This is a genomic window from Opitutus sp., assembly GCA_024998815.1.
In the GTDB taxonomy this organism is placed as follows: domain Bacteria; phylum Verrucomicrobiota; class Verrucomicrobiia; order Opitutales; family Opitutaceae; genus Rariglobus.
In genome coordinates this window covers 1132435-1155324 of sequence record JACEUQ010000002.1, presented here as the reverse complement: position 1 = coordinate 1155324, position 22890 = coordinate 1132435, and the positions used below count along the sequence as shown (strand labels likewise).

The window sequence follows — 22890 nt, the reverse complement described above, 5'->3', positions numbered from 1 at the left end:
TCAGCAAAGTTCGGATTTTCAAATGCCTCGGGCAGCCAATGAGGAGTTTTTTAGAGAATGTCGGATCCGCGTTGACTTCGTGAAGACGGGATCGGGGCGAAAACCACGGATTTAGGCCTATATTTCTCATTTTCATAACAGGTTGTGATTTTAAAGTAATTGCGCAGGCTCGTCAGTACTCGGTTCGCTTTCTGGATCTTCGATGATGTATCCCATTTTTCCATAGGCGGCCGACCGCCGCCGGAACATGGCTTGGGTCAATGGGGTTGCGTCAAGGTAGTCGTGGATGAGCACCGTGGTCTTGGCCTCGTGGCTCCGGTGGAGCCGACCGGCATACTGCACCAACCGCCCCTTGAACGAGAGCGGCATGGTTAGGAAGAGCGTGTCCAGCCTTGGGATATCCAGCCCCTCACCCACCAAGGAGGCGCTCGCAAACACCACAAAGGGCGTGCCAGTCGCGTAGTGTTGGGTAATCGCATCCAAGACCAGCCGCCGCGCTTTTTTCCCGATACTCCCATCCAAACGGTAATGGGTGGTCTGTGGTGCCCTGGCAGCGAATTTACCTTCCAGTGTGTCGAGGTAGGCCGTGCGATCCGCGAGCACCAGCGGTGAGCGACCCGCTCGCCCACAATCCAATAATTCGGCTACGATCAGGTCGCTGCGGCCTTCGTCGGCTACCAAGGCCTGCCAGACTTCGTGGATCGGTGGCCGTGGCTCGTTTCCGCCAACACCATTCGGCAGGGTGAAGGAAGTACGGCGGATACGCACGGTACGGGTGACTTTCGATGGCGTGTTTCCAAGGGTGTGGCGAATCGGGCCGCATTGGAAAAACATCAGTTTCTCCAGCCGGTCCTTGCGCGCCGGGGTGGCGGTTAATCCGTAGACGCGTCGGCTCGCGCAGGCTTTGAGCACCCCTTCGAAAGTGGCGGCGGGCAGATGGTGGCACTCGTCCACGATCACCAGTCCGTAGTTCGAAAAAACCGCGGCGAAATCCTCCGCTCGCGCCACACTCGGCAGCATGGCGATGTCCAGGCGCTGGGTGAGGCGGGGCGCTTTACCCCGCCATACGCCGATCTCTTTGCGCTTCAGTCCAAGGAAACGCATGGCCGCCTCGCGCCATTGATCGAGCAGCACGGACCGGTGCACCAGCACCAGCGCTGAGACGCGGGTTTGGGCGATGAGGGCGCAACCCATCACGGTTTTCCCTGCTCCCGGCGGCGCGCACAGCACGCCGGTGTCGTGCGCCGCAATTGTCTTAACGGCGAGGGTCTGTTCGGGGCGCAGTTCCCCGGTAAACGTCCAAGGGATGCGGGCACCAGGAGTACGGGCGTCCTGCAGCACCACCGTCGCGCCCGCCTGCTCCAATAGCGCCAGACTTTTAACCAATACGCCGCGTGGCAAAACGAGCCGGTCGGGGTGCCATTCGCCGGCGAAGAGGAACCGTGGCGTGTCGTAGGTGGCGAAGCGGAGGCGGAGTTTTTCGTGAAACTCTGGGTTGGCCAACGTGGCGAGGCGTCGCAGGGCTGCCAGCAATGCGGTGGGCAAGGTGCGCGGCAGGTGAATCCCCGCATCCAACCGCACCGTGATTTCGCCGGTAACCAGACCGGCCCGCACCGGCGCATGCGAAATATCCAGCAGCGCTTCGTCGTGTCGCAGGGCTAAGGCGGTTTCACCATCGCTTTCTCCGTCACGGTCGGGCTCACGGGTTTGCCCAGCCGCAGTTTGAGTGGAGGCGGCCAGCGCGGCCAGCGGTGCCTGCGGCGAAAGGCGGGCAACGATGGTTTCAAGCTCCTGGCGGCGCAGTCGGGGCAATTTTCCTAGATACGCCCATTGGTCGGTAGTCGGCTCCAAGCTGGTATCCAAGAAAACGGTATTGCCCTTCTGGCGTGGCTCGCGGGCCAGGGGCAGCGCGATGAGATTGCCAAAACCGCCGGCGGGCAGGGTGTCTTGATTGGGAAACAAACGGTCATAGGCCGCCAGTCCGAGGGCGGGCCGCGCCGCTGAAGCGCGGGCAATCAGCAGCAGGCCGAGGCGTCGAGCCAGCGCGGCGGGCACGGACTCGGTAAAGAACATCCAGGCATGGGCGCCATTGCCTGAACGCGAGCGCTCCACCGCCACGGTAATCCCGCTGCGAGCGGCGGCGTCGCGGTAGGCGACCACGTCACCGCGCCAACCTTCACCATCGAAATCGGCCGCGAGGAACCGGCAGGTGTTGTCTACGGCGATCGCATACACCCCGAGCGTGTGTTTTCCGCGTAGGTGAGCCTCGACCGCCCGCTCATCGAGTGGTGGGAATTTCTGGTGCAAGCATTCGCTGCATTTAACTCGAGGTTTTTGGCAGATGCCGGTGCGCCATTCGTTGTTACAAACGGGCGAGTAGCCCATGCGCCCAGTCTTGGGGTTTTCCCAGAGCTTTGGGAAAACCGAACGGCGAGTCGCAAAGAGTTTTAGGAAAAGCGCCACCTTTGCCTCCGGCGTCACCGGCGGTGCATCGGCGTTCGAGGCCGGTTCGCCACTATCCAGTGCGGATGTGAAACCCAACTGCCGGTCTGTCTCGCGCGCCGCAATCTCGGCTTCCAGCTGCAGTGCCTCGGCACGGATTCGTCCGAGTTTATCCCGGAGTAATTCCAGGTTTTCGGAAGACGGCGGATTCAGGCTCATCGGCATTACCTAAATTGACCGAGTGGCTCGCGGCAATGGATTCGCGCGGAGGCGCGGATGGGGAAATCGGCAGGCGCGTTTTGCGCCAGTGCATCGGGTGCATGTGGGGCCCCCATCTCATTTTTTCTGGTCAACTAGGAATGCCCCGGGGCTACAGTACTTCCTAGTTTGATTCCGAGCTGTCTCGGGAATGAATCTTACGAACAAGGTTACCGGTTTGTCTGCCGTTAGTGTCATACACGGAAGTCGACGTTTTGGGGTTTCTTGTCCAGCGATTGGACGCTAGACAAACCAGCGTTTAGACGCACTACTGTGCCGCATATGGACGACACTCCTCTACCCCGTGCCCTCGCGACGGCGTTAAGCGCAGCCCTTGCCGATACGCCCGTGGTGTGCCTCCTCGGCCCGCGCCAATGCGGCAAAACAACGCTCGTTCGCACCCTCGGTCCGAACTACGGTTACGTGACTCTTGATGACGCCGATGCGCTGGCCTTGGCCCGGAGCGATCCCAACGGCTTTATGGCCGCGTTGCCCGACCCCGTCATCATTGATGAAATCCAGCGTGCCCCCGAGTTACTCCGAGCCATTAAGCTTTCCGTGGATCGTGACCGGCGCCCGGGGCGGTTCCTGCTCACCGGTTCGGCCAATCTACTGCTCCTACCCAAACTCGGCGATTCCCTGGCTGGTCGCATGACGGTGCTGGAACTGCATCCGCTCACAGCCGCCGAAATGAACCGTGCACCCGGAGGCTTCCTCGCCGCTTGGTTGGCAGGCCGACTTCAGCCCTCACTTGTCACCGATCGAGTGATACCCGATCCGTCCGGGTTGGCGGCTCGCATTGTGGCGGGCGGTTTTCCTGAACCGCGTTTACGCACTCCGGCCCGTGCCCGCGCTTGGCATCGCGATTACCTTCGTGCGCTGCTGGAGCGCGACGTGCAGGACGTCGCGCGCGTGAAGGAACCACGTGATCTGTCGCGGCTGCTGACCCTCCTTGCTCTGCGCACCGGCGAACTCCTCAACCTCACGACCCTCGGCAACGAACTCGACCTGCGTCGCGAGACGGTGGAGCACCACCTCACGGCCTGCGAACGTCTTTACCTCGTTCGGCGTCTTCAGCCTTGGCATCGGCATGAGGCTAAGCGGCTGATCAAAACCCCTAAAGTGCATTTTATCGATACCGGCCTCGCCGCCTCGCTGGCGTCGCTTACCATCGGGGATTGGCCCGCGCGGCGGGATCGTTTTGGTCATCTGCTTGAATCCTATGTGCTTCAGGAACTCATGGCGCAGTCGGGGTGGACCGATCCTGACCTGAGCTTCTGGCATTACCGCGACAAGGATCAGGTCGAAGTCGATGTGGTGCTAACGCGGGGCACTCGCACCTGGGGCGTAGAGGTCAAAGCCACCGCCACCCCATCGGCGGCGGATGCCTCCGGGCTACGACGACTCGCGGCACAGTGTGGCGACGACTTCGCGGGCGGGATTCTTTTCCACGCCGGGGTAAACACCTTCGCTTTGGGTGATCCGCGGTTTCTTGCCGTGCCTTTGGCCAAACTTTGGGAAATGTGAGCAGGTAACTTGGCCGGGATTACGCAGGCGAAACCGAGTGGGATAGGGGCAAATTCGGCCCACGGATTCACTCATCACAAAGCTCGGGGTCCATGTGAGCCGCCCCTTTGTGGCCAAAAAAATCGGGTGGATTCCCGATCTGAGCCTGAGCGCCAGCCGCCATTCGTATAACCCCAACCCTATCACCGCGCGTTTGGCCGCCGGTGCAGACGCTTTTAGGGTTAACCCACAGACCGGTGGCAGTGAGTACATTAATCCCGGCACTAGTAGCCTGTCGGCGCTGTTGCCCAACGGCTGGACGGTGCGCTTGAGCTACGACGCGATCCTCAATCCGCAATACTCCGAACACCGGGTTAACCTCAGTGTCGGCGCTGGGTATTAGGTCAGCGCTGGATGGGGTTTGGGGCTGAAAGCGAACGGGCCGGCGCCGACATCAAGGGTGATCTTCGTGCCTGAAGTGAGGGTGTTTTAAGTGGTTCAAAACCGAGCAAATTGAATTAAGCGCAGGTAAATACAGGAAATCTACCCCCAAGCGAGAAAGGCACAAAAAACCCCATTTCGGCGGGCGAAACGGGGTTTTCAAAACTGGTGCAAGCGGCGGGAATCGAACCCACATCTACGGCTTCGGAGACCGCTACACTATCCATTGTGCTACGCCTGCAAAACTGAGCAGCGAAAATCGTCCGCTCATCTCGCGCTGTCGAGTGCAAAGACGGTTCGCCGCCACCTTCTTAACCAACAAAAAGGCTTTCGGCAGAGGAATCGACCGCCTTCACTGCACCGATATGAACCTGTTTTCCACCGAGCCCCGCCACCTCGTTATCTTCGGGGCCGGTTATGTCGGGGCCGTGGTGGCGCAGCAGGCCTTTGCCCGCGGCTTGCGGGTCACCGCGCTGACGCGCAATCCAGAAAAAGCCTGCGCGTTGTCGGTGGCCGGGGCCGATGTCATTATCGCTGATCTGGCGGATACTGACTGGCATGAACGGTTGCCCGGTGGTGCGGATTTGGTGCTCAATTGTGTGAGTTCTGGCGGGGGCGGACCGGAGGGTTACTGGCACAGTTATGTCGAGGGCATGAAATCGGTGCTCAGTTGGGCCGGGCAGGTGCCGGTCGCTTCGCTGGTCTACACCAGCAGCACCTCGGTGTATCCACAGGGTGGGGGTGCACGGGTGGACGAAAGTGCCTCAATCGAATCTACGCGGCTGGAAGGGAATCCGTTGGTCGAGGCCGAGGATCGATTGCTGCGTTCCGGGAAGCGCGGCTTCGTGCTGCGTTTGGCGGGCATTTACGGTCCCGACCGGCATTACCTGCTCGATCAGCTCAGGTCGGGCAGCGGCGAGATCGCGGGCTTGGGCGGGCATCGGCTTAATCTTATCCACCGTGACGATATCGCGGGTGCCATCTGGGCGGCATTTGAGGCGCCGATCGAGGTGAGTGGAGGGGTGTTCAATGTCGCTGACGATGGTGCTGCGACGAAGGGGGAAGTGGCGGCCTATTTGGCTAGTAAACTGGGGCTGCCGGCGCCGCGTTTTACGGGGGAATCGGCTCCGGGGCGGCGGCGTGTCACGCCCGACCGGGTGATCGCCAATGATAAAATCAAGCAGGTGCTCGGCTGGAAACCGCAGTACCCGACGTTTCGCGAGGGCTATGACGCTTACTTTGCCGAGGTAAAGTAAGGGCGAAGGAATGCAACGTTCGGGCAGGGGCGTAATGCGGGAGTTAACTGGTCTGAACGCGTGCGTTTCGCTCCTTAGCTTTCAAATTGAGTCTGGCTGAATCCTTGAGCTCACGAAGGGTGTGGCCTTGAGCGTGAGCTCAAGGTGTGAGTTCACGAAGGGTGTGGCCTTGAGCGTGAGCTCAAGGTGCGCGTAGAGGCATCCGCAGCCGGATGAGCCGATTTCGTTTAGCTCATCATGGACGTGCATTCGTAGTGCCAGCGGCCCGACGCTCGAACCAGCCTCAGGTGAGGACGACTTTTTTAACGAAGCAGGCTTTGAGGGCCAAGGCGGTGCCGTCGATTTTGCAGTCAATCTCGTGGTCGCCGTCGACCAGGCGGATGTTTTTGGCCTTGCTGCCCTGCTTCAAAACGTGGGACGAGCTGCCCAGTTTTAAGTCCTTAATCAGCGCAACGGTGTCGCCATCGACGAGGATATTGCCGTGGGCGTCTTTGACGACACGGGCGACTTCGGGAGCGGCCTCCTTGGGCCATTCGTTGCCACAGGTGGCGCATTCCCAGTGAGCGGGATGGCTGAGTACGTCGTCGAGGGTGCAGGCAGGGCAGGCGGGATTGGACATGGTAGCGTTGGGTTTAAGCGCCGATCACGGGCGCCGCCGCCGTTGATTTCAACGCTCAAGTAGCCCCGTCGTCTTCACAGGCGTTTCAACTTGAAGCGGCCCTGCTCAGCCGATTCACGTGGCACCATCCTTCGGTAAAACTGCGGCTGCACGAGGCCCTTCCAGCGCTTTCGTGGAGCGCCGCATTATAGGCTGGGCGCGGGCCGCTCCCCATTGTATGTCTCTCGGCTTATCTATTTATGAACCGCACCGTCGTCATCGTCGGCCGACCCAATGTCGGCAAGAGCCGTCTGTTTAACCGGCTCGCGCGGAAGCGCATCTCCATCGTCCACGATCAGCCCGGCGTCACCCGTGACGTCATCTCCGCCGAAATCGAGGAAGGTGGTTTCACCCTGCTCGACACCGGCGGCCTTGGCTTCAAGGACGGCGACGTCGGCCTGGCCGCCCTCACCGCCGCCTCCGAACAGCAGGTGGGTTTCGCCATCGATACCGCCCAGTTGATCCTGTTCGTCATCGACGGTCTTGAGGGCCTGACCGCCCTCGACATCAACATCGCGCGCATGCTGCGCAAGTCCAAGAAGGACGTGGTCCTCGTGGTCAACAAAGCCGACTTCGACGACGACAAGGTTGATCTCTCCGAGGCTTACCGACTCGGCTTGGGCGAACCGTTGCGCGTATCCGCCGAACATGGACGCAACGAGAGCTACCTGCGCGAGGAAATCCTCAAGCGCATCGGCACCGTGCCCGAGGTGGTGGCCGAGCCGACCGACAAAACCGCGGCTGATCCGCTTTGCGTGTGCTTCATTGGCCGCCCCAACGTGGGGAAATCCTCGTTGAGCAACCGTCTCCTACGCAGCGACCGCTTGATCGTCAGCGACGTGCCCGGCACGACCCGCGACGCCATCTCGTTGCCCTTCGATTTCAAGGGGCGCAACGGCAAGATGTATCCCTTTAAGTTAATCGACACCGCCGGCATCAAGGCCGCCACCAAGCTGGCCTCGCCCGTGGAGTATTTCTCCCGCCTGCGTTCACTCGACGCGATCAAGGAAACCGACGTGGTGTTCCTCGTTCTCGACGCCATCGACGGCGTGACCCAGCAGGACAAGGCCATCGCCGGCGAGGCGGTCAAGGAGCGCAAGCCGATCGTCATCGTGGTGAACAAGTGGGACGTGGTCCGTCGCGCCTTCCAAAAAGGCGAAGACCCCGGTTGCGCCCCCGATGCCGCCATTCACGGTTTCGACAGCGAGCGCGATTACCGCAAAAAGTACGAGCGCGCCCTTTTTGACGGGCTGTTCTTCACCCCCGGTGCGCCGGTGGTGTTTGCCTCGGCGATGAGCGGCTATGAGATCGACCGCATGCTCAACGCGGCGGTGAAGCTCAACCGCATTTTGGATATTCGCATCCCCACCGCGAAGCTCAACAAGACGATCACCTTCCTCACTGAGCGCACGCCCCCGCCGGCGATCGGCGGCAAACGCTTCCGCGCCTACTACGCGTTGCAGACGGGCAACCGTCCGTTCCGCATTAAGATTTTCTGCAACCGCGAGGAGAAACTCACCGAGCAGTACCGTCGTTATCTCGAAGCCGGCCTGGTTGACGCCTTTGAGCTCAACGGCTGCCCGATTTACTTCGAGCTGGTGGGCAAGGAAAAACATGAGCCGGGCACCGCCTACTCCGGCAAAGCCAAACGCGCCGGTCTGATCTTCAAGGAAGAGCACCCGGAGGCGCATATTCCGAAGTGGAAAGAGGGCGAAGAAGCTGCTTTCGATGACGATGAAACCCATGAAACACTCGAAGACTGATTATCGTGGCGGCGAGGCCGTCGTTTTAACCACCAAGGCGTTTTCGCTGACGGTCACCACTGCGGTTGGTCCGCGCGTGGTGTCGCTCACGTCCACCGCCGGGTCCAAAGCGGGCAATCTGTTCCTGCAGATGCCCGACGACGAGAAGCGTTACCACGGCTATTACCTGCGTGGCGGCCACCGTCTCTGGCATTCGCCCGAGGACATCGTGCGCACCTACCAGCCCGATGACTCGCCGCTGGCGGTCAAGCCTCTCAAAAACGGCATCGCCCTGGCGCAGCCCACCGAGGACAAGACCGGTCTGCAAAAGGCCATGAAGCTCGAGGTGCTCGGCGAGCGCACGCTCAAGGTCACCCACGCCCTCACCAACCACGGCCTGTGGACGGTGGAAACGGCCGCCTGGGCGCTGACCATGCTGCGCGGCGGTGGTTATGCCACCCTCCCGCTCCTGCCCAAAGGCAACCACGCCGACGGCGACCTGCTGCCGTCGTATTCCTTCGTGCCCTGGACCTACACCGACCTGTCCCTGCCGGTGTGGGATATGCACCGCGACTTCATCGGCATCGACGTGCCGAAGGCTAAGGCCGCGCAGAAGTTCGGCATCACCAATTACCCGGGCTGGTCGGCTTACTGGGTCGAGGGCGTGACCTTCGTCAAATTCGCGCCGGTCATCAAGGGCGCCACGTATCCTGATTTTGGCTGCCCCTTCGAGGTGTTCACCAATGGCGAAATGATCGAATTGGAAACCCTCAGCCCGCTGGTCAAACTCGCCCCGGGCGAGTCGGTCACGCACGTTGAACACTGGGGCGTGTTCGACGGCCTCAAGAAACCCTCCACCGACGCCGCGTTCGCCGAACTCGCCGCCACGGTGGGCAAGTGGATCAAGACGCTGAAGTAAGTGCACCGGGCGGCCTTCACGGGCCGCCCGCTTTTTTTTAACTTATGCTAATTCGCGTTCAAGATGAGCTTAATCAATCGGGTTCCTGGGGGCGCGGATACCTTTGGCTAAACACCCTGAGCTCACGCTCAAGGCCACGAGGAAGGTGTTTGTGAAGTGTGTGGCCTTGAGCGTGAGCTCAAGGGAGGCCGTAAGCCTCAACTTGAAAGCTAATTAGAATTATGCCTGCACCGCTCAACGTTGTATTTCTTGGCTCCGACATCATCGCCTTGCCGCTGCTCGATTGGCTGGCAGGCGAGGGCAGTGCGTTCGCCCGGGTGACGGCGGTGTTTACCCAGCCGGACCGGGCCGTGGGGCGCGGCCAGAAGGTGACGCCCAACGGCATCAAAGCGTGGGCGCTTGCCCGCGGCTTACCGGTTTATCAGCCGGAAAAAATCAGCGAGGAAGTGCGGGCGCAGCTAGCTGCGTTGTCCGCCGACGTGTCGCTGGTCATGGCTTATGGGCACATCCTGAAGCAGGATTTCATCGACACTCCCCGACTCGGCACGCTGAATCTGCACGCGTCGTTGCTTCCCAAATACCGGGGCGCCTCGCCGATCCAAACGGCAATCGCCAACGGGGAGGCGAAGACCGGGGTTTCGCTCATGCGCATCGTCCGCCAGCTCGACGCCGGCCCGGTTGCCGATGTTGAGCGGGTAGGTATCGCGCCTCACGATACCGCGCTAGAGATCGAGGGGAAATTGGCCGCCGCCTGTGTTCCGCTGTTAGCGCGCACCTTGCCGAAACTGGCCGCGCAGGACTTGTTTTTTATTGAACAGGAGCATGCGGCGGCGAGTTTTTGCCGCCGGCTGGTGAAGGACGACGGCCGACTTGATTTCAATGCACCCGTTGAAGTGCTGGCCGCGCGGATCAATGGACTTTTCCCGTGGCCGGCCTGCACGGTGGAAATTGCGGGTCAGCCGGTCAAAATCGGCCTAGCCGAAGTCGTGGTGCAATCTGCGGCGAGTGATTACCGAAGCGGTGAACAACCGGCTGGCAGCATCGTGGGGGCGGATGCAGAAGGGTTGCGGATTGCGACAGGAGGAGGAGGAGAGCTGCGGTGTTTGCGCCTGCAAAAGCCGGGCGGGAGAATGTTATCTGCGGCGGAATTTATAAGGGGCTTCCCCGTAGAGCTCGGCGCCGTTTTACCCTCGGTGCCCTTGCCCGTGTTAGTCGGGCCGACGCCGTTTCCCTACAAACGAGCTGTTTAAGGCCAGACGGGGTTAAGTATAGCCTATCAATATTTACCTCAGCTTTTCCAATTCGGTCAGGTAGTTGTTCAGGGGCCCGTTGAGCCAAGCCATTATTGAGCGATGTAACGGCCTGGCACCTTTTCAGCGCTATGTATCCATGTAACGGCCCGACCCCTTGGCCCGACTGCGCCAGCGTCGTTGCTTCCCAAATACCGGGGCGCCTCGCCGATCCAAACGGCGATCGCCAACGGTGAGGCTGAGACCGGGGTTTCGCTCATGCGCATCGTCCGCCAGCTCGACGCCGGCCCGGTTGCCGATGTTGAGCGGGTAGGTATCGCGCCTCACGATACCGCGCTAGAGATCGAGGGGAAATTGGCCGCCGCCTGTGTTCCGCTGTTAGCGCGCACCTTGCCGAAACTGGCCGCGCAGGACTTGTTTTTTATTGAACAGGAGCATGCGGCGGCGAGTTTTTGCCGGCGGTTGGTGAAGGACGACGGCCGGCTTGATTTCAATGCACGCGCTGAAGTGCTGGCAGCGCGGATCAATGGACTGTTCCCGTGGCCGGCCTGCACGGTGGAAATTGCGGGTCAGCCGGTCAAAATCGGCCTAGCCGAAGTCGTGGTGCAATCTGCGGCGAGTGATTACCGAAGCGGTGAACAACCGGCTGGCAGCATCGTGGGGGCGGATGCAGAAGGGTTGCGGATTGCGACAGGAGGAGGAGGCGAGCTGCGGTGTTTGCGCCTGCAAAAGCCGGGCGGGAGAATGTTATCTGCGGCGGAATTTATAAGGGGCTTCCCCGTAGAGCTCGGCGCCGTTTTACCCTCGGTGCCCTTGCCGGTATTAGTCGGCCCGGTGCCGTTCCCGTACAAACGAGCTGTTTAAGGCCAGACGGGGTTAAGTATAGCCTATCAATATTTACCTCAGCTTTTCCAATTCGGTCAGGTAGTTGTTCAGGGGCCCGTTGAGCCAAGCCATTATTGAGCGAGCCGCCCACACCTCGCGCCAGGCACCTGATCCCTTGGTCCAACCCATAGGCGTGAGAATGGGTGGATTTTTTAGAACCGTTACAGAAGTAGGCGCGAGGCGTTTCAAATCGGATTCAATTTGTCCGCGTATCATTTCAAGGCTCCTCGCGTAGCCCGTTTGCGACAAAACTTGGATGCTTCTTTTGTATTTTGAGTATGAGTCGGTGATGATGGGGTCGGATGAATCTAGGGGGGCAATCGCGGCGAGTGTGGGAATAGCTGTCTTGAGCGTATTCAGTCGTGATAAATCAAAAGCTTTAACTTGGGTAACAGGCACCGAACTGGTTCCTAAGTAGACACGATCGGCATCGGACAAGTTTGATATAGGTAAGGTGAACTCTTTTTTGTCTGCGTTTCGTCGTAAGGTAACGGTATCAACCCTGCGTGTAATGAGTTCAGCCTCAAGTGTTCTGCCGTCAGCAGAAGTCCATACACGGCCCAGCATCGGCACTTTGACTGGTTCTTTAGGCAGTGAATCAATTACGACGGGCATGCGTTCGGCAGGCGTAGAAGCAGGAATAGTTTCTGTCTGCAGTCGTGGCTGTTCTGGGGTGTTTTGAGCCGGATCACTTTTTCCGGGCTTTGTCGGCGCCGGCGCAACACGTTCCGGCTTGGACTGATTATCAAGCTTACCGCAACCCGTAAGGGTCACTAGGCATAGTGCGATTATGTTTATTTTCTTCATGACTTAGCGCGCTTGATTTTAGCGTTTTTACCCCAGGTTCTTGTTGTAGGCGAAAGCCGATTGAGACAGTAGATTCGGTGGTTGGTTTGCGCTTTAACCCGATATACAACTAGTGGCTCTTGGCATTCGCCACCTCGATCGTATGTAATACATCGACCTTGCGCCGCCCCCACAGTTCATTGAATTGAATCTGGTCGTTTTCGATGGTTTCCAATTCATTTTGATAATGTGAAAAGAAGCTTGTTTTGGCTTTTCTTATCTCATTCAGGTAGCCTCCAGAAGACCCAACTAACGCATCGATGTTGAAGAGGACGCGCTTCACGGCCTCATCAGCACCTTGGGTTGATGGCGTCCGGGACATGTCGATTTCGTAGCGTTCGTAGGCCTTCCACAAATCAGGGGTGAGCATTACAGCTTGGCGATCAAACGAAACGCCCGAGGCGGATGCCAGTGACCTAAATGAATATAAGCGCGTCCAGAATACATCCATTTGTTTATCTTGGCGCACCCATTCGGCCCAAACTAAAGGTTCCCACTTTTTGATTGAATCAAAGCGAGTCCCGAATCGACGGGCAGTACCGGAAAGAGGCGAGTTGGGTTTGCTGATCGCGTCCTTTGAAAATATATTGTCCAGCCCCAGAATGCTGACGTAGGTATGGACGCCGATTACTTTCTGGGTCGGTATGTGAATTACCGGACTGCCACTGTTACCTGCAAATGTAGCCGCATCATATTCAATGATTTGCGGACCGAAGCCTCTAAGTGCGCCCTTGGCTTCCAGGATAGTTCCTTCCCCTAGTGGATTTCCTACGATCAAAATGCCGTCCTCCTTGGTGATACTATTTACATCATCAAGAAATTCATAGGCGTACAACGGTGTCCAAGTTTTGAAGTATTTTCTGTGCAGGGGGGCGTCACACAGCGCTCGGAAGCGCCCCTTTGGGGCCGTCGCGAACCAGCACGGACTGGGGGTCGAGCCATGCCAATTACGTGTGTTGCGGCGGGTGTTAATTGGCCTTAAAATACTTCAATATAAGGCTTTACGAGGCACATGTAAAAATTTTTTTGGGCCTCATGGCTACACTTCATCCCCTCGCTTTAAACGAAGTATTTTTCGGGCCGCTTACCGGACTCGCGTCCGCTTCTAGGTACGCGCGTCAATGCCCGGAATTGACTGACGATGCATTCCTTCGGCTTGGTATTACCAGAGCTCTATCGGATCCTCGAAGCGGTCGCGGTTTTCTTCAACAAGTCGGTTCCTTGTTCGAGTCTTGTCCCGCTACGGGGCACTTCTTTGAAGTACTGAAAAGCGAACGCAGGTTGGCTTTATTAATGGATGTTTCGGTGCAGGCCACCGCCCTGCTCGAAAACTTTACCGAACTGCCCGCTGCCGTTGATAATTATGCCCTCTATGCCGGCGACGGTCATTGGCATGGGGCGGCTTCGCACGATCAGAAAATTGATGAACGCCGTTGGCCGGTAGGACATTTATATGCCCTTAATATTCGAACTCATGCCATGCAACATCTTGCACTCACTGAGGGCAAAAAAGAACACGATATGAGCGTGATCAAGCGACTCGGCTCTAATGCTTTGCGTATGGGGGAGCCGACCGGCAAGAAAGTTCTTTGGATCTGGGATCGCGCAGGCCTTGATTTTCCTCTCTGGCATAACTGGAAGCAAACTGCCGGCGTCTATTTTCTTTCACGCACCAAAGAAAATCTCCTGTTTGAGCCCTTCGCTTCGAAGTTGTTTGATCGTGCTGATCCCATTAATCATGGCGTCATAGCGGATGAAATAGTCATCGCCGCCCATCAGGTGCGTGTGCGCTTAATACGATACCGCGATCCAGTCAGTGGTGAGGTGTATGAGTTCATCACCAGCGTTTTTGACTTACCGCCAGGGCTTCTCGCCTGGCTTTATAAAAAACGCTGGGAGATTGAAAAGGTTTTCGATCAATTTAAAAACAAGCTGGAGGAATCCAAGGCGTGGGCGTCGAGCTCAACCGCCAAGCAAATACAGGCCCATTTTCTTTGCCTAACCCATAACCTACTGGTCCTGTTTGAGCAAAAATTAGAACGAGATTATCAAATCAAAAATGAGGCGGGCCTCCGTCGGCAACAAAAACGATTAGACGACCAAATCGCGACCGCCAAAAAAAATGACCGGCTTCTTTGCTCCTTACTCACAACCGTATTGCGACCGCTTCAGCGCAGTGTGAAACTTCTCCGCTGGTTGCGCTCACATTGGTTCTCTTCTTGCCCTATTTCAGCTCTGCTGCCGCAACTTAAACTGCTCTATGCCAACCCATAGATCTAAAACTTGGACACCGTTGTAGGCGTAGGTGTCCACGCTGGAAGGAGTAACCTGCATAATTGCCAAGTCGTGTCCATAACCAGCGTATACGTTTCCAACGCTTAGCCGATCGCCACTGATATTCCTTATTTCAATCGAGTCCTGGTCCGAGCAGCCCCTGATTACGTGTAAATTGGTGACGATGAAAAACTTTCCCTTTATCTTCGCCAGAAACCCAGTTCCCACTTCGGTCTTGGTAATAGTGGATACCCGATTCTTGGTTTTGATTGTATAAATGGCGCTTTTTTGTTCCCGGCTGGCCAGCTCAACTCCATTCGCCCAATTCCGTCCGACTGTCCGGACTTTTTTCTGAATTACCACGCATTTGCTGTCTACAACGTACTCTAGTCCTGAACCTTTAAGTGCTAAATCAAGTGCTGCCTTATAGGACAGATGTTGAATCGAGGTGGTTACTCGATAGTCAATGTTCTCGGAATCAAGGAGTACTAATTTAACCCCTTCTTTTTCCGGGTCGATTTCCGCTGAAACAACGTTTAGGGTTTCGACGAATTTCTGGATCGGTGTTCCCGAAAAATTAAGTAACGGGAGTCGTAGATTATTTATCGCATCACCGGTTTTCGATTTTGCCACTCGAAGCTCCTTGAGTTGCTTCTCAAGCGTATCTACACGGTCCTGATTGTACTTGTATCCCACGAGTAGGGTTATGCTCAGTATGAGCGCGAAGAGGTAGCCGTTTTTCATGTTGGTTATTTAGATGTTAAGAGAGTGGGGGGCGCGTTAGAACAGGGACTAGATGGGTGCGTGAAATGCCTGCTGAAATTTTACCGAGTGCATGTATTCACTTTGCAGGGTTTTGTTGCGGCATAGCGTCCGTCATTTTTGGTTTATAGGGCGACGCATGGATCCAGTTTGTGAATCTTACGTAAAAACACAGAAAGACGCTTTCGTGAATCTTTTTCTTTGGCCATATTTAGTGGCCCATAAGATTCTGCTATGAAGCAGATTACTGGATTTTTAACATCCTTTTATCGGGCCTCACCCCCTTTTAATTTTTCAGGGAGTTCCTCCAACGGAAATTTAAAACCATAAAAATTTTTGGCTGAACTTCTACCGCTTTGGGCGTTTTTTTTCGTGATTTTAGGTCTTACGCGGTTACTAAGTCGTTTGAATTCCGGACCTTCGGCTTGGTCTCGCCGGTTGACAAACGTTGAGCGTCATTGCCGTTGTTCGCCGGGGTAACTCACTCCGGCCGCGCCCGCATCACTCGCTCAGGCGCCAGTCGACCAGTTCAACCTGCAGCAGTTTACGGTCGTTAAAATGGTTCCAGGCCAACTCGACGGCGAAATCCAGCGGCACTCCGGTCGGGGGCAGGCGATTGGCCATCTTCCATGCGACTCCGAAAAGCCGCCGGCCGCGTGAATCTTCGAAACTAAAGCGGAAGTGCGATAGTTTGAAAACCTCGGGGCGTGAACGTAGCACCACCCCGCGTACGCCAAAAATAGGTTCGGGGTTTCCTTGGCCAAAGGGCTGCATGGCTTCGAGTTCGTCCATGAAGGTGTCGCGGATCTGATCGGGCGTGAGCCACGCCGAGAGGTGCAGAACGGCCTCGATCAAATCGCTGCCCGCCGCCAAGCGCACAGCATCTGCAAACCGCTTACGGAACGTTTCGAGGTGAATTTTCTTTAAGGAAACGCCCACCGCCATCGGGTGCCCGCCCCAACTGTTGAGCTCCTCGCAGCATGCGCCCAGCACTTCAACCAGGTTAACCCCGTTGACGCTCCGTCCAGAGCCTTTGGCGAACTCGCCCTCGTTGCCGAGCACCACGCACGGGCGGTTGTATTTGCGGCTGACGCGCCCCGCGACAATACCCACCACACCGGGGTGCCAGTTCTCGCCGAATAAAACGATCCCGGGCCAATCCGCGAAATCGCGTTCGATCATGCGCTCGGCCTCTTCCGTGATGTGGCGCTCAATTTCCTGGCGCTCACGGTTAAACAAATCGAGCTGCTGCGCCGTCTCGTCGCAAAACTGCTCGTCGTCACTCAGCATGAGCTCAACCGAGAGTGCCGCGTCGGCCAAACGGCCACTGGCGTTGATGCGTGGGCCGAGGCGGAAGGAAATGTCCACGGGGTTGATTCCGTGGTCGGGGCGCACACCGGCGATCTGCATGAGCGCGCGGACACCCGGGCGCTCGCAGGCCTGAAGGATGCGCAGGCCAAAGCGGGCGAGAATCCGGTTCTCGCCGGTGAGCGGAACGAGGTCGGCGACCGTGCCCATCGCGGCCAAATCGAGGTAGTCGCGCAGTTTGACCTGAAGGGCGACGGGGTGGTTTTCGGCGCGAAGCAGTTTGATCAGGCCGTGGGCCACTTTGAAGACCAGCCCCACCGTACACAAGTTGTGCCACGCCTCGTCGCCGGCGGACCCATGCACGTGGGGGTTCACCAGCAGGCCTTGATCGAGGGGTTTTTCTTTGGACCGGTGGTGGTCGATGACCATCACCTCGATGCCCTGCGAGACGAGGTAGGCGACCTCGTCATGGGAATTGGTTCCGCAATCCAGCGCGATAAACAGCTGCGGTTTGCCCTGCTCAAGCGCGCGGTCGATTGCACTGCGCGACAGCCCGTAACCATCCTCCATGCGCCGCGGCACCACGAAGCGCGGCTGCGCCCCGAAACGTCGCAGAATGCTCACCAGCAGCGTCGTGCTGCTCACGCCGTCCACGTCGTAATCGCCCAGTACGACGATGTCCTCGGCCGACTCGATCGCCTTGCGTAGACGAGCCGCCGCCAATTCTACGTTGGGTAGAAGGAAGGGGTCGTTGAGCTCGGCGAGCACCGGGCGCAAGAAACTTGCGGCGGCAACCGGGTCACTGAGGCCGTTGCGCAGCAACAGCTCGGCGATGACGGGAGTGACCCCGGTTTGCGTGCTCAATTTCCCGACCTCATCGGCCGGGAAAGGCTTATAACTCCAGCGCATCAGCGGTGCGGAAACGCAGGGTTACTGCGACGGCTTGCTGCCGGCGTCCCACTCGTAGACAGGCTTGGTGTCATGGCTCTTTTCCACGTGATGCCGGTCGCCCTTGTGCCACCAGAAGAAAATCGGGCTGGCAATGAAGAGCGAGGAGAAGGTGCCGGTGATGACACCGATGATCAACGTGATCGCGATGTCGCGCACTTCGCCGCCCGCCACCGTGGCGAGAACGATCGCCGTCATGAAGGTGGTGCCGCCCGTAATGATCGTTCGCGACAGCGTCAGGTTTAACGACCGGTTGATCACGTTGCGCAAGGTCGTGGTGGGATTCAGTAACAGCTCCTCACGAATACGATCGAAGACCACGATCGTGTCATTGATCGAGTAACCCACGATCAATAGGATGGCCGCGACCATCGAGGCGTTAAACTGACCGCCGATCATCACAAAAACGCCGATCGTGATGAGCACGTCGTGCAGCGTGGAAACGACCGCGCCGATGCCGTAGCCCACCTCGAAGCGAAATGCCACGTAAATAAGAATCAGCACCAAGGACCAGAAGATGGCCCAGGCCGCATTGGACTTAATTTCATCCCCCACCGAAGGCCCGATGCGCGCTTCGCTCACCAGCTTAAACCCAGCCGACGGGTGGGCGGTTTGGAGGGCCTTCACCACCAGCTTCGCCTGATCAAAGGGCGTGGTCAGGCGCAAGACCTCGGTCTCGCCGCCGATTTGCTTGGTGTAAGACAAGCTGATGTCGCTGATGTTTTGGCTGGCAGCCACCTTGCGGACTTCGGCCAAAGACACCGGCTTTTCGAATGACAGGGACACCTGGTCACCGCCCGAGAAATCAATGCCGTAGATGTCCTTACCTTTAACCAAAACGGTGGCGATGCCGGCGAGTACGATCAGCCAGGAGACGATGAAGGCTCCACGGGCATACTTTAAGAAATCGTAGTTGGTCGTCTGCAGGACCGAAACCATGCGCATTTTTTTGACGAACTCGCCATGGATTGCCCAATCCAGGAAAAGGCGGCTGATGACCAAGGCGGAGAACATCGTGGAAAAGATACCGATCGCCAGGGTGACGCCAAAGCCCTTCACCGGACCGGAGCCCAGAGCGATCATGATCGCAGCGGTGATGAGCGTGGTGAGATTACCATCAAGAATGGCCGAAAAGGCTTTTTCAAAACCGGCTTCGAGTGCGGACTTGAGCGATTTACCCAGTTTGAGCTCCTCGCGCATGCGCTCGAAAATCAGGATGTTGGAGTCCACCGACATGCCGATGGTCAGCACGATACCGGCGATGCCAGGCATGCTCAAGGTGGCCCCAATGCTGGCCATCACCCCGAGGATGATCACAACGTTGAGGCCCATCGCGATCACCGCCAGTAAGCCGCCCGTAGTGTAGAATAAGACGATAAACGCGGCCGTCAGCGCCGTGCCGATGATGAACGCCAATTTGCCGCTGGCGACCGAGTCGGCGGCGAGCGAGGGCCCGACCTCGTACTGCTCCTTGATCTGCAAGGGCAGGTCGAGCGGGTTGTTGAGCACATTGGAGAGTTCGAACGCCTCGCGCTGGGAAAAGTTACCGGAGATCTCGGCGGAGCCGCCGGAGATTTCCTTTTCCACGCCGGGGGCGGAATACAGTTTACCGTCCAGCACGATGGCCAGGCGGGCGCGGGCGTTGGCATTACCCGACTGCTGCTGGAGTTGCTGCGAGTACTCGGCGATCTCACGGGTCACTTCGGCAAAACGCTGCGAACCGGCTGGGTTGAAACGCAGGTTGATCTTAAAACGGCCGAACTCATCCATCACCGGATAAGCGCCCGAGACGCCGTCGCCCGTCATCGAGGGCAGGCGCTTGACGTAGAGAGTGTCGGTGACGGTTTGGCCGCGAACATCCTGTTCGAGCTCAAGCACCTCGTAGCCGGCAGGGGTCTCAGGGACGCTGGCCGGAGTGCCGAAGGGATAAACCAGGCGGAAGTCGAGGCGCGCAGGCTTTTGCACGCTGGCGACCACCTCGGGGTTGTCGTTGGTGTTGATACCGGGGAGCTGGACCTCGATGCGGTTGTTACCGACAGCACGGATCAGGGGCTCGGCAACACCGAGGCCGTTGATACGCTCACCGATGATCTCGATGGCCTTGGAGAGCTTTTGTTTGCGCTCGTCGTCACCAAGGTTGGCGGCGCCGGGGACATCGGAGGCTTCCAGGGTGAAGGCGATGCCGCCCTTGAGATCGAGGCCGAGCTGGAGCTTGCCCTTGGACTGGGCCAGCAAGTGATCGAGCAAAATGGCATTGCGCTTCTCGACGTTGCCCAAGGAGGCCTCGATCGGGAACTGCGGGAAATAGGTGGTCAGGTCGAGCTTGCGCTCCTTGGCAATGACCTTGAGCGCCACAAAGACGCTGGGGGATTGTTTGGACGCGACGCGCGCGGCGGATTCTTTAATGAGGGCCGAGAACTCGGCCGATTTGGCGCTGGCCTTTTCGGCGGCGAATTCGGCAAAGGGCCGGTCGTTGATCGGCAGGAGCGACGACAGCGCCCAGAGAACGATGGCAAAGCTGAGGGTCAGCTTCCAGAAGTTGCGTTTAAGCATGTTGAGTTTGGTTAAAATTGGGGTAATCACGCCTGCGGTTTCAAGGAGGCCCATGGCGCAAAACGGGCAAACCGCACCCAGTCTATGACTGAGCGCGGTAGGTGGCTGGGTTCGCCACTAACGGGGCGGGGGAAAGGCGTACGCTGGACCGCTTCCCACCCGCCAGTCTGAAGCAGCCCAAGGTTTTAGTCGGACTTTTTAACCAAGGCGTGGATGAATGCCTTGCCGACTTCGATCTTGGTGCCTTCGGCGATGCGGATGACGTAGCGGTCGTCCTTTTTGTTGGTGATCTCGCCGTAGATGCCGCCGGAGGTGACGACCTCGTCGCCCGTGGTGAGGGATTCAAGCATCTTGGCGTGCTCTTTCTGCTTTTTGCGCTGGGGGGCGATCATCAAAAAGTACATTGCGGCGAACATAAGTACCAAGAAGATGATCTGGCCAAAACCGCCGCCGGGGGCGGCTTGCTGGGCGAGAAAGGACGGGGCAAGAACGACGTGTGTCATGGTTGTTATTTCGAGTTGTGGTTTTTGGAAAATGAAACAGCTAGATAACCGCTTCCACCTTTCTGAACGCAAGCCATAACCCTGCTCGTACACCTTTCCCTCTTTTGAAAAGCAAATCCGCCTCCTCCTGGTCAGTCGCGCAATCCGAAGAAATCTACGGTTTCAAGCGTTGGGGCTCCGGCCACTTCGGTGCCGGTGCTGACGGTTTCGTCAATGTTCAGCCCCTCGCCGATGGCCGCGAGATTCGTATCATGGATGTGGTGGACGAGGCCGTCGGCATGGGCCTCAAGGCCCCGCTGGTCATCCGCTTTCAGGACTTGCTCCACCACCGCGTCACCCAGCTCAACGAGCTGTTCCGCAAAGCCATCAAGGAAGAAGGCTACAAGGGCGAATACCGCGGTGTGTTCCCGATCAAGGTGAACCAGCTGCGCGAGGTCGTCGACGAGATCGTCGATGCGGGCAAAAATTTCGGCTACGGACTGGAGGCCGGCTCCAAGCCCGAGCTCATGATCGCTCTGGCCATGCACGAGGGCTCCGACCGGCTGATCATTTGCAACGGTTACAAGGATCACGACTACATCCGTCTTGCACTTCTGGGCCGCAAGATCGGCAAACAAATCATCATCGTCGTCGAGCAGCTCACCGAGGTGGACGACATCATCACCATCGCCGCCGAGGTGGGGGTTAAGCCTCTGATCGGCTTCCGCGCCAAATTGCAAACGCGCGGCGAGGGCAAGTGGTCGTCGTCCACCGGCGACAACGCGAAGTTCGGCTTGAACACCGCGGAGATCCTTTTCGCCACTGAGAAGCTCAAAAAAGCCAAGCTCACCCAGTGCGTGAAGCTGGTGCACTTCCACATCGGTTCGCAGGTGCCCAACATCATCACGATCAAGAACGCCGTGATCGAGGCCACCCGGTTTTACTGCCAGCTCGTTAAAATGGGTTTCCCCATGGGCTACCTGGATTGCGGCGGCGGCCTGGGCATCGACTACGATGGCTCGCGCACCAACTTCGAGTCGTCGATGAACTACACGATGGCCGAATACGCCCGCGACGTGGTGGCCAACATCCGCGACATCTGCGTCGCCTCCAATGTCGCCGTGCCCGATATCGTCACCGAGTCGGGCCGCGCGGTGGTTGCCCCCCATTCGATGCTGGTGGTCGAGGTGTTTGAGCGCATCAACAAGCGCGAAACCCTCGGCCAGCAACACCTGCCCAAGGTCAAACACAAGGTGGTCACCGACCTGGAGTTGTTGCTCAAAAACAAGTCCAAGCTGGGCATGCTGGAGCGTTTCCACGACGCCATGCAGAAGAAGGAGGAGTCGTTTAACCTCTTTAATCTCGGCTACCTTGACCTCGAAAACCGCGCCGCCGCCGAGTCGCTTTACTGGCAGGTGTGCGAGCAAATCGCCAAGGAGACGCGCGACGTCGGCTACGTCCCCGAGGAGCTGCATGACCTCAACGCGCTGCTCGCCGACCAGTACGTGTGCAACTTTTCGGTTTTCCAGTCGTTGCTCGACCACTGGGCGCTCAAGCAGCTGTTCCCGATCACCCCGCTGCACCGCCTTGAGGAAAAGCCCTCGATCAACGCCATCCTGGTGGACATCACCTGCGACTCCGACGGCAAGATCAACACCTTCATCGACCTGCAGGACACCAAGGATCACCTTCCCCTGCACCCGCTTAACAATAAGCCCTATTACCTCGGCGTATTCCTCACCGGAGCCTACCAGGACATCATGGGCGACCTGCACAACCTCTTCGGCCGCGTCAACGAGGTGCACGTCTTTCTGGAGCCCGACGAGCCCAACGGCTACTACATCGAAGAGGCGCTGGCCGGCAGCCGCGTCTCCGACGTGATCGACGGCGTGCAGTACCAGTGGGAGGAGCTGACCCGCAAGATGAAGGCGCAGATCGACTCCGCCACCAAGAAGGACCTGGTCAAGCCGCGTGAAGGCGTGCGCCTGGTGGAATTCTACGAGGAGCAGATGCGCTCGAAGACCTACCTCAACATTGAGCGCACGCCCAAACGTAAGCCCAAGTCCGCGCCCAAAGCCAAGGCGGCCGGAGCGGCCCGCTCGGGAGCTGGGGCAAAATCCGGCGGCTCGCACGGTTCGCACTCTTGACAAGTGGCGTCCGGCCATTTTGCTTCCGCCTTTCGGCTAACGCCAGTGTAGCTCAGTGGTAGAGCAGAGGACTCATAAGCCTTTGGTCGCCGGTTCAATCCCGGCCTCTGGCACCACTTTAGCCCCAAAGACTTACAAGAGTTTTTGGGGCTTTTTTATGCCCGTTTATTTTTTGTCCAGGCCCTTTCTGGGCCCGTCTGCCTCGCCCACCGC

Annotated in this window: 16 protein-coding genes, 2 tRNA genes and 1 pseudogene; 10 read left to right on the top strand and 9 right to left on the bottom strand. The window is 58.2% G+C overall.

Annotation, left to right across the window (positions count from 1 at the left end; genetic code table 11):
• Positions 1 to 150: 150 nt before the first annotated feature.
• On the bottom strand, positions 151 to 2661 hold the full coding sequence (locus H2170_12770; protein MCS6300946.1) for a DEAD/DEAH box helicase family protein: 2511 nt from the start codon (positions 2659 to 2661) through the stop codon (positions 151 to 153).
• 321 nt (positions 2662 to 2982) lie between these two features.
• On the opposite strand from H2170_12770, the gene H2170_12765 reads away from it, so the two are divergent.
• Entirely contained in the window at positions 2983 to 4227 is a 1245-nt protein-coding gene (locus H2170_12765) for an ATP-binding protein (protein ID MCS6300945.1), read from the top strand.
• 109 nt (positions 4228 to 4336) lie between these two features.
• The gene (locus H2170_12760; protein ID MCS6300944.1) at positions 4337 to 4609 is read left to right on the top strand and encodes a hypothetical protein; all 273 of its coding nucleotides are present in this window, start codon (positions 4337 to 4339) and stop codon (positions 4607 to 4609) included.
• Positions 4610 to 4813: 204 nt separating this feature from the next.
• Here H2170_12760 and H2170_12755 read toward each other — a convergent pair.
• Positions 4814 to 4888, bottom strand: a tRNA-Arg gene (locus H2170_12755).
• A 124-nt stretch (positions 4889 to 5012) separates the two neighbouring features.
• On the opposite strand from H2170_12755, the gene H2170_12750 reads away from it, so the two are divergent.
• Positions 5013 to 5903 carry an NAD-dependent epimerase/dehydratase family protein gene (locus H2170_12750; GenBank protein MCS6300943.1) on the top strand — a complete coding sequence of 297 codons (891 nt, stop codon included), beginning with the start codon at positions 5013 to 5015 and terminating at the stop codon, positions 5901 to 5903.
• Between the two features lie 283 nt (positions 5904 to 6186).
• On the opposite strand, the gene H2170_12745 is transcribed toward H2170_12750, so the two are convergent.
• The gene (locus H2170_12745) at positions 6187 to 6522 is read right to left on the bottom strand and encodes an alkylphosphonate utilization protein (GenBank protein MCS6300942.1); all 336 of its coding nucleotides are present in this window, start codon (positions 6520 to 6522) and stop codon (positions 6187 to 6189) included.
• 239 nt (positions 6523 to 6761) lie between these two features.
• Here H2170_12745 and der point away from each other — a divergent pair, with 239 nt between their 5' ends.
• The 4 genes and pseudogenes from der to H2170_12725 all read left to right on the top strand — a co-directional run bounded on the left by der (position 6762) and on the right by H2170_12725 (position 11336).
• The gene (der, locus tag H2170_12740) at positions 6762 to 8324 is read left to right on the top strand and encodes a ribosome biogenesis GTPase Der (GenBank protein MCS6300941.1); all 1563 of its coding nucleotides are present in this window, start codon (positions 6762 to 6764) and stop codon (positions 8322 to 8324) included.
• Positions 8305 to 9222, top strand: coding sequence for a hypothetical protein (locus tag H2170_12735; protein ID MCS6300940.1), 918 nt, complete (start codon positions 8305 to 8307; stop codon positions 9220 to 9222). Before der ends, H2170_12735 begins: the two co-directional genes overlap by 20 nt.
• Before the next feature lie 221 nt (positions 9223 to 9443).
• On the top strand, positions 9444 to 10472 hold the full coding sequence (locus H2170_12730; GenBank protein MCS6300939.1) for a methionyl-tRNA formyltransferase: 1029 nt from the start codon (positions 9444 to 9446) through the stop codon (positions 10470 to 10472).
• A 177-nt stretch (positions 10473 to 10649) separates the two neighbouring features.
• A pseudogene (locus H2170_12725) lies at positions 10650 to 11336 on the top strand (methionyl-tRNA formyltransferase).
• A 33-nt stretch (positions 11337 to 11369) separates the two neighbouring features.
• On the opposite strand, the gene H2170_12720 reads toward H2170_12725, so the two are convergent.
• On the bottom strand, positions 11370 to 12164 hold the full coding sequence (locus tag H2170_12720) for a hypothetical protein (protein ID MCS6300938.1): 795 nt from the start codon (positions 12162 to 12164) through the stop codon (positions 11370 to 11372).
• A gap of 109 nt (positions 12165 to 12273) precedes the next feature.
• A complete protein-coding gene (locus tag H2170_12715; GenBank protein ID MCS6300937.1) occupies positions 12274 to 13038 on the bottom strand; it encodes a trypsin-like peptidase domain-containing protein in 765 nt (254 codons plus the stop codon).
• A gap of 200 nt (positions 13039 to 13238) precedes the next feature.
• On the opposite strand from H2170_12715, the gene H2170_12710 reads away from it, so the two are divergent.
• Complete coding sequence (locus H2170_12710; GenBank protein MCS6300936.1) at positions 13239 to 14477, top strand: transposase; 1239 nt, start codon at positions 13239 to 13241, stop codon at positions 14475 to 14477.
• Here the strand turns inward: H2170_12710 and H2170_12705 are convergent.
• From H2170_12705 to yajC, 4 genes are all read right to left on the bottom strand, one after another.
• Positions 14433 to 15221 carry a hypothetical protein gene (locus H2170_12705; GenBank protein ID MCS6300935.1) on the bottom strand — a complete coding sequence of 263 codons (789 nt, stop codon included), beginning with the start codon at positions 15219 to 15221 and terminating at the stop codon, positions 14433 to 14435. The two genes, H2170_12710 and H2170_12705, sit on opposite strands and share 45 nt — an antisense overlap.
• Before the next feature lie 519 nt (positions 15222 to 15740).
• Positions 15741 to 17456 (bottom strand): single-stranded-DNA-specific exonuclease RecJ, encoded by a 1716-nt coding sequence (gene recJ, locus H2170_12700; protein MCS6300934.1) that lies wholly within the window; start codon positions 17454 to 17456, stop codon positions 15741 to 15743.
• Between the two features lie 21 nt (positions 17457 to 17477).
• Positions 17478 to 20048, bottom strand: a complete 2571-nt coding sequence (secD, locus tag H2170_12695; GenBank protein MCS6300933.1) for a protein translocase subunit SecD — start codon at positions 20046 to 20048, stop codon at positions 17478 to 17480.
• A gap of 185 nt (positions 20049 to 20233) precedes the next feature.
• Positions 20234 to 20551, bottom strand: a complete 318-nt coding sequence (gene yajC, locus H2170_12690; protein ID MCS6300932.1) for a preprotein translocase subunit YajC — start codon at positions 20549 to 20551, stop codon at positions 20234 to 20236.
• A 104-nt stretch (positions 20552 to 20655) separates the two neighbouring features.
• Between yajC and speA the strand changes: the two genes are divergently transcribed.
• Both speA and H2170_12680 read left to right on the top strand, forming a co-directional pair.
• Complete coding sequence (gene speA / locus H2170_12685; protein MCS6300931.1) at positions 20656 to 22677, top strand: biosynthetic arginine decarboxylase; 2022 nt, start codon at positions 20656 to 20658, stop codon at positions 22675 to 22677.
• Positions 22678 to 22718: 41 nt separating this feature from the next.
• Positions 22719 to 22793: transfer RNA gene (locus H2170_12680), tRNA-Met, on the top strand.
• Positions 22794 to 22890: the final 97 nt, after the last annotated feature.